Genomic DNA, 10,094 nt, shown 5'->3' with positions numbered 1-10,094 from the left:
GCCGCGGCCGTGCCCGCCGCACCGGCGCCGCCGCCCGTCCGGGGCGAGGCGCAGCCACGGACCGCCGTCGCACCGGCGCCGCAACCGGCCGGTGACGAACGGGAGTTGGACGCGGCGCTGGCCGAACTGTCGCTGATGGTCGGCCTGGAGCCGGTCAAGCGGCAGGTCCGGGCGCTCTCGGCCCAGTTGAGGATGTCCCGGCTGCGGGCCGAACAGGGGCTGCCGGTCCAGCCGCCGAAGCGGCACTTCGTCTTCTCGGGCCCCTCCGGCACCGGCAAGACCACCGTGGCACGGATCCTCGGCCGGGTCTTCCACGCCCTGGGACTGCTCTCCGGCGACCACCTGGTGGAGGCCCAACGAGCGGACCTGGTGGGCGAGTTCCTCGGCCAGACGGCGGTCAAGGCGAACGACCTGATCGACTCCGCGCTGGACGGCGTGCTGTTCATCGACGAGGCGTACAGCCTGTCCAACTCCGGCTACACCAAGGGCGACGCGTACGGCGACGAGGCGCTCCAGGTGCTGCTCAAACGCGCCGAGGACAACCGCGACCGGCTGGTGGTGATCCTGGCCGGCTACCCCGAGGGGATGAACCGGCTGCTCGCCACCAACCCCGGCCTCAACTCCCGCTTCACCACCCGGGTCGACTTCCCCAGCTACCGCCCCGGCGAGCTGACCGCGATCGGGGCGGCGCTGGCCGGCCGGGACGGCGACGGCTGGGACGAGGACGCGGCCGAGGAGCTGGCCAGCATCTGCACCCACGTGGTGCGCGAGGGCTGGATCGACGAGCTGGGCAACGGCCGGTTCATCCGCACCCTGTACGAGAAGTCCTGCGCCTACCGGGACCTGCGGCTGTCGATGCTGCGCGAGCCGCCGGGCCGGGAGGACCTGGCGACGCTGCGGCTGCCGGACCTGGTGCAGGCGTACGGCGAGCTGATCGACGGCCGGGGCTAGCCTCCCGGGGCTCACCCCCGCAGCAGCATCGCCTCGCGCTCGGGGTCGAGCCCGACGTTCGGGCGGTCGGCGCGCTGCGGGGCGTCGCCGCCGATCGACCGCAGCCAGGCCCAGGTGTCCTCGACCGTCTCGGCGACCGGGCGGCAGCGCAGCCCGGCGTCGACGGCGCGCGCCACCGAGGCGCCGTGCAGGAAGTCGTACAGCTCGCCGGGCGGCAGCCAGATCGGCAGCTCCGTCCACGGCTCGACGCCCGCCGCCAGGATCCGTTCGGCGTCGGTCCAGCGCAGCTCCGCGTCCGAGCCGGTGGCCCGGACGCAGGCCGCCAGCAGCTCCCCCGTCGTGGTGTGGCCGGCCGGACCGACCACGTTGTAGGGGCCGCCCAGCCGGGCCGCCACCGCGTCCAGCGTCCAGGCCGCGAGGTCACGGCCGTCGATGTACTGGAGCGGGAGGTCGCGCGGGCCGGGGGCGAGCACCGGGCCGCCGCGGGCGATCCGGTTCAGCCACCAGGGCAGCCGGCCGATGTTCTCGTACGGGCCGAGGATCAGCCCGGCTCGGACGAGCAGGGCGCGCCCGCCGAACTCGGCCTCCAGCGCCAGTTCGGCCCCGCGCTTGGCCTCGGCGTAGGGCACCTCGCCGGTCAGGTCCGGGGAGGAGGGGACGACCGGCGCCGTCTCGTCCGCCCCGGCGCGCAGCGGGTGGTCGTACACCGACCGGCTGGAGACGTACGCGTAGTGGCCGACCCGGCCGTTCAGCAGCCGGGCACTGTCGCGCACCGCCGCCGGGGCCCAGGACCAGGTGTCCACCACCGCGTCCCACTCCCCCGTGGCGAGCGCCGCCAGGCCGTTCTCGGCCGTGCGGTCGCCCACCAGCACCCGTACGCCCTCGGGCGCGGGCTGTGTGCCGCGGTTGAGGGCCGTCACCTCCCAGCCCCTGGCCAGCGCCTCCTCGGCGAGGACCCGTCCGACGAACTTCGTTCCACCCAGCACGAGCAGTCTCATGCCGGCCACCCTTCCCCGGGGGTGGCCGGCATGGAACCGCTGAACGCTCAGGGCGGAATCGCTGCGAGCGGACACGCCGTCGGCGAAACCGCCGCGGGCGTCAGACCGTGGTGCGGTGGTCCGGGTCGTGCATCTCGCCGACCAGCTCCTCCAGCACGTCCTCCAGCATGACCACGCCGAGGGTGCGGCCGTCCTGGTCCAGCACGGCGGCCAGGTGGCAGGTGGCCCGGCGCATCGCGCCGAGGGCGTCGTCCAGCGGGAGGCCGCCGCGCAGCACCGTGATCGGCCGCCACAGACGGGCCGGGACGGGCTCCGACGGGTCCTCCACGTCGAGGATGTCCTTGAGGTGGACGTAGCCGAGGTAGCCGTGGCCGGCCGGGTCGCCGTCGGTGACCGGGAAGCGCGAGAAGCCGGTGCGCAGGGCGAGCTCCTCGACCTCGCCGGCGGTCGACTTCGGGCCGACGGTGACCAGTTGCTCGGGCCGCAGCAGGACGTCGGTGACGGGGCGGCGGCCCATCTCCAGGGCGTCCTCCAGGCGCTCCTGGCGGTCGCCGTCGAGCAGGCCGGCGTCCCGGGAGTCGACCAGCAGGTACATCAGCTGCTCGGTGGTGAACACCGATTCGACCTCGTCCTTGGGCTCGACCCGGAACAGCCGCAGCACGCCGTTGGCGAGGGCGTTGAGCGTCCGGATCACCGGGGCGAGCCAGCGGGCCAGCCGGTCCAGGGGCGGGCCGAGCCAGAGCGCGGCCTTCTCCGGGCCGGCCATGGCCATGTTCTTCGGCACCATCTCGCCCATCACCATGTGCAGGAACACCACGACGGCGAGCGAGATCCCGTACGAGAGCGGGTGCATCAGGGCGGACGGGACGCCGATCGCGTGGAACGGGCCCTCCAGCAGCGAGGCGATGGTCGGCTCGGCGAGCGCACCGAGGCCCAGCGAGCAGACGGTGATGCCGAGCTGGGCGGCGGCCAGCATCGCGGAGACGTTGGTCAGCGCGTGCAGCACGGTGCGGGCGCGCTTGTGCCCGGCCTCGGCGAGCGGTTCTATCTGGCTGCGGCGCACCGAGACTACGGCGAACTCCGCGCCGACGAAGAAGGCGTTGCCGAGCAGGAGCACCACGGCGAGGAGCAGTTGCAGCGCGGTCATCGGGCGCCCTCCTCGTCGTCGCCGAACGGCACGGGGACGGAGGTGCGCTCCACCCGGACCTCACTGGTGCGGTGCCGGTCGACGCCGGTCACGGTGAACCGCCAGCCGGGCAGTTCGGCCTGCTCGCCCACGTCGGGGAGCTTGCCGAGCAGGTCGGCGACCAGGCCGGCCAGGGTCTCGTAGGGGCCGTCCGGAGGGGTCAGGCCGATGGTCTCCAGGTGGTCGAGCCGGGCGCGGCCGTCCGCCTGCCAGGCGGGCAGGCCGTTGACGGCGGGCAGCGGGAGCAGCTCGGGGTGGTCCTCGGGGTCGTGCTCGTCCTGCACCTCGCCGACGATCTCCTCGACGATGTCCTCGACGGTGACGACGCCGGCGGTGCCGCCGTACTCGTCGACCACGATGGCCATCGGCTGGAGGCGGCGCAGCTGGTCGAGCAGCCGCTCGGCGGGCAGGGTCTCGGGCACCAGCAGCGGCGGTGAGGAGAGCTCGCCGACCCGCACCAGGCCGCGCCGGGCGGCCGGGACGGCGAGGGCGTCCTTGAGCGTCACGATGCCGGTGACCTCGTCCAGGCTGTCGGTGTAGACCGGGAAGCGGGACAGGCCGGTGGCCCTGGTCAGGTTGAGCACGTCCGAGGCGGTGGCGTCGCGCTGGAGGGCGGCGACGTCGACCCGCGGGGTCATCACGGACTCGGCGGTGAGGTCGCCGAGCCCCAGGGTGCGGACGAACAGGGTCGCCGACTCCTCGTCTATCGCGCCGGCCCTGGCCGAGTGGCGGGCCAGCGAGACCAGTTCGGCCGGGGTCCGGGCGTGCTCCAGCTCCTCCTGCGGCTCGATGCCGAAGGCCCGGACCGTCTTGTCGGCGACGCCGTTGAGGAAGCTGATCAGCGGGCGGCAGACGAAGGAGAACGCCATGTGCGGGGCGGCGACCGCGCGGGCCACCTGGAGCGGGCGGGAGATCGCCCAGTTCTTCGGGACCAGCTCGCCGATCACCATCTGGACGACGGTGGCCAGCACCATGCCGACCACCACGGCGGCGCCGCGGGTGATCGGGTCGGGCACCCCGATGGCCGACATGACGGGCTGCAGCAGGGTCGACAGGGCCGGCTCCGCGAGCATGCCGACCACCAGCGAGGTGACGGTGATGCCCAGCTGGGCGCCGGAGAGTTCGAAGGAGAGGTGCCGCAGGGCCCTGGAGACCCGGCCGGACTTGGCGTCACCGGACTCGGCGGAACGTTCCACCGCCCCGCGCTCGACGGTCACGAAGGCGAACTCGGCGGCCACGAAGAGGCCGTTGGCCAGGATCAGGAGGACGGCTGCGAGCAACAGCAGCCAGGCGGTGATCACAGTGCCGCCTGCCTTCCGATGGTCGGAAGTGGGGCGGCGCAGGTACTACCGGACGGATCGTCCATCGAGGGGGAGTGTCACTCCTCAGGTCGTTTTCGGGCAGGACAGAAGTTTTGCCCCGCTTTTACCAGCGTAGACCATACCGGGGCGGTGGTAGGAAGCGTGTTCGGACCCGCCGGGCCAGGGAGCCGCAGGTCGGAGGGGTTCGCCGTCGAGCGCGGGCGGGTTCGCCGTCGAGCGCGGGCGGGTTCGCCGTCAGGCCCTGGCGCGGTTCGCCCTCAGGCCCGGGCGTGGTGCTCGACCAGGTCGCGCAGGGCGCGGGCGTCCGCGATCGCCTGGGCCCTGCCGACACCGGACTGGATGCCGACCGTGGCCAGCGAGGTGCCGTCGGCGAGGTCCAGGGTCGCCCACGGGTCGCCCTGGCGGAAGTTGACCTGGACGATCTCGGCCCAGGCGAGCCGACGGCTGCGGACGAAGTTGACCACCGTCACGCCCTCGGCGTCGGCGCGCACCCGGGGGCGGGCCAGCATCAGGCCGACGCAGGCGAACAGGACGCCGCTGCCGGTCATCATGATCCGGTCGTTGAGCTGCCAGTTCTCCGGGAGCAGCACGGCCAGCACGGCGAACAGCACCACCAGCAGGGCGCAGACCGGCAACAGCACGGCCCGGGTACGGCGGGGCGCCCAGGTGACGGGGTACTCGACGGGCGGCGTGGACACGTGGGGCTCCGGTGGTTCTGGCGGTGGCGCTTCGGTGGGCTCCGGTGGCGCTTCGGTCGGCGCTTCACGGCGAAGGGCGGGGACACCGGTCGGCGTCCCCACCCTATTGAACCGTTCTTTACTCACCGGCCCGCGCACAGGTCGGCGCCGACCGGGTGACGCCGACCGGGCGGCGCCGGGCAGGTCAGAGGCGGCAGGCGTGGATGTTGGTGACCAGGATGGCCCGGGCGCCGATGCCCCACAGGTCGTCCATGATCTGCTGGGCCTCCTTGCGGAGCACCATCGAGCGGACGGCCACCCAGCCCTCGGTGTGCAGCGGGGAGACGGTCGGCGACTCCAGGCCGGGGGTGAGCGCGACGGCCGCGCCGACCTTCTCGGCGCGGATGTCGTAGTCCATCAGCACGTAGCGGCGGGCCACCAGCACGCCCTGGAGGCGGCGCAGGAACTGCTCCACCCGGGTGTCCTCACCGGCACCCTTGGGGCGGATCACCACGGCGTCCGAGATCAGGATCGGCTCGCCGAAGACCTCCAGGCCCGCGTTGCGCAGGCTGGTGCCGGTCTCCACCACGTCGGCGATCACGTCGGCGACGCCCAGCTGCACCGCGGTCTCGACCGCGCCGTCCAGCTTGGTGACCGTCGCCTTCACCCCGTGGTCGGCCAGGTGCTGCTCGACCAGACCGGTGTAGGAGGTGGCGATCCGCAGGCCCTCCAGGCCCTTCACGTCCTCCACCTGCACGCCCTCGGGGCGGGCGAAGCGGAAGGTCGACCCGGCGAAGCCGAGGGCGAGCACCTCCTCCGCGTTGGAGTGCGAGTCCAGCAGCAGGTCGCGGCCGGTGATGCCGACGTCCAGGCGGCCGGAGCCGACGTAGACGGCGATGTCGCGCGGGCGGAGGAAGAAGAACTCGACCTCGTTGTTGGGGTCGACCAGCACCAGCTCCTTGGGATCCTTCCGCTGGCGGTAGCCGGCCTCATGGAGCATCTCCGCCGCGGGACCCGAGAGAGAACCCTTGTTGGGGACGGCGATGCGCAGCATGGGAGGTCGCTTCCTTACCTGTGGGAGGTGGAGGTGGGGGTGTTCTTCGAGCGGGGTTGCTTGTTCAGCGGGGATTGCTGGCTCAGAGGTGCTGGTGGACGCTCAGAGGTACTTGTACACGTCGTCGAGCGTCAGCCCACGGGCGATCATCATCACCTGAAGGTGGTAGAGGAGCTGCGAGATCTCCTCCGCCGTCTGCTCGTCCGACTGGAACTCGGCGGCCATCCAGACCTCGGCGGCCTCCTCGACGACCTTCTTGCCGATCGCATGGACGCCCTGCTGGACGAGCTGCGCGGTGCGGGAGGACGAGGGGTCGCCGGTGGCGGCCTTCTGCTGGAGCTCGGTGAAGAGCTCCTCGAATGTCTTCGAAGCCATGATGGGACTCACCATACGGCGTGCGGACGGACGGACGGTAAACGGTCCCGGACCGTGGACGGTCGGCTGGACGTCCACGGCTCGGGACCGGGCGCGGACCGTCAGCGGACGTCGCGCAGGGTCACCGCGGTGGCGACGGCGGCGGTCACGGCCTCGTGGCCCTTGTCCTCGGCGGAGCCCGGCAGGCCCGCCCGGTCGATCGCCTGCTCCTCGTTGTCGCAGGTCAGCACGCCGAAGCCGACCGGGACGCCGGTGTCGACGCTGACCTGGGTGAGGCCGGCCGTGGCCGCCTGGCAGACGTAGTCGAAGTGCGGGGTGCCGCCGCGGATCACCACGCCGAGGGCGATCACCGCGTCGTAGCCGCGCTCGGCGAGGCGCTTGGCGGCGACCGGCAGCTCGAAGGTGCCGGGGACGCGCAGCACGGTCGGCTCGGCGACGCCCAGCTCCTTGAGCGCGCGGTGGGCGCCGTCCAGCAGGCCGTTCATCACCTGGTCGTGCCACTGGGCGGCGACGACGGCGACCTTGAGGTCGGCGGCGCCGTCGATGGTCAGCGTGGGGGCTCCGTGGCCGCTCATGTGTCGTACTTCCTGTTCTGTTCTCTGGTGGGGTGTGCTTCAGGAGCTGGGTCGTGCTTCAGAGGCTTCCGGGGCTTCGGCGGCTTCCGGGGCTTCAGGGGCTTCAGGAACCGAGGCCGGGCAGGTCGTGGCCCATCCGGTCGCGCTTGGTCCGCAGGTAGCGCAGGTTGTGCTCACCGGGCGCGATCTCGACCGCCTCGCGCCCCTTGACCTTGAGCCCGTGCTCGGTGAGCGCGGTGAGCTTCCGCGGGTTGTTGGTGAGCAGGGTGAGCGAGCGGACCCCGAGGTCCACCAGCATCTGCGCGGCGATGCTGTAGTCGCGGGCGTCGGCGGGCAGGCCGAGGTCCAGGTTGGCCTCGACGGTGTCGCGGCCCTGCTCCTGGAGCGCGTACGCGCGCAGCTTGTGGGCCAGGCCGATCCCCCGGCCCTCGTGGCCGCGCAGGTACAGCACCACGCCGCGGCCGGACTCGGCCACCCGCCGCAACGAGGCCTCCAGCTGCGGGCCGCAGTCGCAGCGCAGCGAGCCGAAGACGTCGCCGGTCAGGCACTCGGAGTGGACCCGCACCAGGACGTCCTCGCCCTCCGGCAGCCGTCCCTCCGCGTCGAGGCCGCCCGCCACCAGGGCGATGTGTTCGACGCCGTCGATGGTGCCCTGGTAGCCGACGGCGGTGAAGTCGCCGTGCGCGGTGGGCAGGGCGGTGGTCGCGGCCCGGGTGACGTGCAGCTCGGTGCGGCGGCGGTAGGCGATCAGGTCCTCGATGGAGATGACCGCCAGACCGTGCTCGCGGGCGAAGGCGAGCAGCTCGGGCAGCCGGGCCATGGTGCCGTCGTCGTTGACGACCTCGGCGATCGCCCCGGCCGGCGGCAGCCCGGCGAGCCGGGCGAGGTCGACGGCCGCCTCGGTGTGCCCGGGGCGGACCAGCACGCCGCCCTCGACGGCGCGCAGCGGGAAGACGTGGCCGGGGCGGGTGAGGTCGCCGGGCTCGGTGCCGGACGAGGAGAGCAGCCGTACGGTCCGGGCGCGGTCGGCGGCGGAGATGCCGGTGTCGACCCCCTCGCGGGCGTCCACCGAGACGGTGTACGCGGTGCCCTTGCGGTCCTCGTTGACCTGGGTCATCGGCGGGAGCTTGAGGCGGTCCAGCTCCTCGCCGGTCATCGGGGCGCAGATCACGCCGGAGCTGTAGCGGATGGTGAAGGCCATCAGCTCGGGGGTGGCGGCGGAGGCGGCGAAGACGATGTCGCCCTCGTTCTCGCGGTCCTCGTCGTCGACCACGATCACGGCGCGGCCGAGGGCGATGTCGGCGATCGCCCGCTCGACGGGGTCGAGGACGAGTTCGAGGCCGGCGTCGGCGTTGGTGCCGCTGTCGGTACCGGCGTCGGTGCCGCTGTCGGTGGGCTGGTTCTCGGGCTGGTTCTCGGTCATACCGTGGCTCCCTGCGGGACGTTGGTGGACGTGGCGCGCGGCTCACGGGCGCTCAGCCACCAGGAGCGCAGGCCGAGCAGCACCAGGACGAAGTAGATGGAGTAGGTGAGGCCGGAGAAGGTGTAGCCGCTGTTGAAGGCGAACGGGACGCCGACCGCGTCGACGGCGATCCAGGCGAACCAGAACTCCAGCCAGCCACGCGCCTGGGCGACCATCGCGGCCAGCGTGCCGACGAAGATGTAGGCGTCCGACCAGGGGCTCCAGGACAGGCTGGGGTAGGCGGTGAAGAGCAGCGCCAGGCCGACCGTGCCGACCGCGGTGCCGGCCACCAGGGCGGCCCGCTCGGGCCAGCTGGCGAACCGTACGGCGATCGTCCCGGAGTCCCGGCGCCCGCGCCGCCACTGCGCCCAGCCCCAGGCGGCGGTGACGATCACGATCAGCTGCTTGCCGATCAGGCCGGGGACGTGGCCGCCGAGGTAGGCGGTGATCAGCACGACGCCGGACAGGAGTTGGACCGGCCAGCTCCAGACCGAGCGGCGCCAGCCGAGCGCGAGGCCGCCGAACCCGAGCAGGTTGCCGATCATGTCGGCCCACTTCACGTGTTCACCGAAGACGGTGAACGCCTCTCCGCTGAGCCAGCTCACTTGGTCTCCCCCGAGGTCGTGTCGCCCGGCAGACCGGGCAGGGTGCGCGAATCGAGCAGCCGCTCCACGTACTTGGCGAGCACGTCCACCTCCAGGTTGACGCTCTCGCCGACGGCCTTGGCGCCGAGCGTGGTCAGCGCGAGGGTGGCCGGGATGAGGCTGACGGTGAAGCTGTCACGGGCGGCCTCCACCACGGTGAGGCTGACGCCGTCGACGGTGATCGAGCCCTTCTCCACCAGGTAGCGGGAGATGGACTCCGGCAGCGAGAACCGCAGCACCTCCCAGCGCAGGTTGCCGTCCGCGTCGCGCTCGCCGGGCTCGCGGCTCAACAGCCGCCCGGCGGCGTCGACATGACCCTGGACGAGGTGGCCGCCGAGCCGCGCACCGAGCGCCATGGCGCGCTCCAGGTTGACCCGGGAGCCGGGCTTCAACTCGCCCAGGCTGGAACGGTGCAGCGTCTCGGCCATCACGTCGGCGCTGAACTCGCCGGTGCCGGCGGCCAGTTGGTCGGGGCTGTCGACGACGGTCAGGCAGACGCCGTTGACCGCGATGGAATCCCCGTGCCGTGCGCCCGTACAGACCACCGGGCCGTGCAGGCGGATGCGCGAGGAGTCGCCGATCTCCTCGATCGAAACGACCTCGCCGAGCTCTTCGATGATGCCGGTGAACACCCGGGTCTCCTCGCGCTTGGGGCGCGGACTCCGGGGCGGCATGGGAGATGACACGGACGGGCACCGGTGCGCGAGCCCGTCGGCACGACCCGTCGCCGGGGTGCCCACTGAGACCGCCGGGAGATCGCTCGCCCGGCGCGGGAGACAGTGCTCCCGTCGTTCACCTGACCGTGGTCCGGTCCGGTTGTCGATGGACCACGGGTACTGCTCTTCGTCCG

General features: G+C 72.6%; 11 protein-coding genes. 1 reads left to right on the top strand and 10 read right to left on the bottom strand.

Annotated elements, in window-relative coordinates; all coding sequences use genetic code 11:
* The coding region (locus tag RZ50_RS29365) for an AAA family ATPase (RefSeq protein ID WP_196952209.1) at positions 1–951 on the top strand (951 nt) is incomplete at its 5' end.
* Positions 952–962: 11 nt separating this feature from the next.
* Here RZ50_RS29365 and RZ50_RS20575 read toward each other — a convergent pair.
* The 10 genes from RZ50_RS20575 to RZ50_RS20530 form a co-directional block, all read right to left on the bottom strand.
* Positions 963–1,949: an NAD-dependent epimerase/dehydratase family protein gene (locus RZ50_RS20575; protein WP_196952208.1), complete on the bottom strand. Its 987-nt coding sequence runs from the start codon at positions 1,947–1,949 to the stop codon at positions 963–965.
* A gap of 100 nt (positions 1,950–2,049) precedes the next feature.
* Complete coding sequence (locus RZ50_RS20570; RefSeq protein WP_196952207.1) at positions 2,050–3,096, bottom strand: hemolysin family protein; 1,047 nt, start codon at positions 3,094–3,096, stop codon at positions 2,050–2,052.
* Positions 3,093–4,433: a hemolysin family protein gene (locus RZ50_RS20565; RefSeq protein WP_374199966.1), complete on the bottom strand. Its 1,341-nt coding sequence runs from the start codon at positions 4,431–4,433 to the stop codon at positions 3,093–3,095. The genes RZ50_RS20570 and RZ50_RS20565 overlap by 4 nt, the downstream gene beginning before the upstream one ends.
* A gap of 281 nt (positions 4,434–4,714) precedes the next feature.
* Positions 4,715–5,155: a PH domain-containing protein gene (locus RZ50_RS20560; protein WP_196952205.1), complete on the bottom strand. Its 441-nt coding sequence runs from the start codon at positions 5,153–5,155 to the stop codon at positions 4,715–4,717.
* A gap of 184 nt (positions 5,156–5,339) precedes the next feature.
* On the bottom strand, positions 5,340–6,188 hold the full coding sequence (gene hisG, locus RZ50_RS20555) for an ATP phosphoribosyltransferase (protein WP_196952204.1): 849 nt from the start codon (positions 6,186–6,188) through the stop codon (positions 5,340–5,342).
* Between the two features lie 102 nt (positions 6,189–6,290).
* Positions 6,291–6,563, bottom strand: a complete 273-nt coding sequence (locus RZ50_RS20550; protein WP_196952203.1) for a phosphoribosyl-ATP diphosphatase — start codon at positions 6,561–6,563, stop codon at positions 6,291–6,293.
* Between the two features lie 101 nt (positions 6,564–6,664).
* A complete protein-coding gene (gene ribH / locus RZ50_RS20545; protein WP_196952202.1) occupies positions 6,665–7,138 on the bottom strand; it encodes a 6,7-dimethyl-8-ribityllumazine synthase in 474 nt (157 codons plus the stop codon).
* A gap of 103 nt (positions 7,139–7,241) precedes the next feature.
* Positions 7,242–8,561, bottom strand: coding sequence for a bifunctional 3,4-dihydroxy-2-butanone-4-phosphate synthase/GTP cyclohydrolase II (locus tag RZ50_RS20540; RefSeq protein WP_196952201.1), 1,320 nt, complete (start codon positions 8,559–8,561; stop codon positions 7,242–7,244).
* On the bottom strand, positions 8,558–9,205 hold the full coding sequence (locus tag RZ50_RS20535; RefSeq protein ID WP_308271946.1) for a nicotinamide mononucleotide transporter family protein: 648 nt from the start codon (positions 9,203–9,205) through the stop codon (positions 8,558–8,560). Before RZ50_RS20535 ends, RZ50_RS20540 begins: the two co-directional genes overlap by 4 nt.
* Entirely contained in the window at positions 9,202–9,876 is a 675-nt protein-coding gene (locus RZ50_RS20530; RefSeq protein ID WP_196952200.1) for a riboflavin synthase, read from the bottom strand. The genes RZ50_RS20535 and RZ50_RS20530 overlap by 4 nt, the downstream gene beginning before the upstream one ends.
* Positions 9,877–10,094 lie beyond the last annotated feature (218 nt).

Source organism: Kitasatospora sp. SUK 42, assembly GCF_015776785.2.
In the GTDB taxonomy this organism is placed as follows: domain Bacteria; phylum Actinomycetota; class Actinomycetes; order Streptomycetales; family Streptomycetaceae; genus Kitasatospora.
The sequence above is the reverse complement of the archived record's forward strand: the minus strand, read 5'-3'. Positions and strand labels throughout refer to the sequence as shown.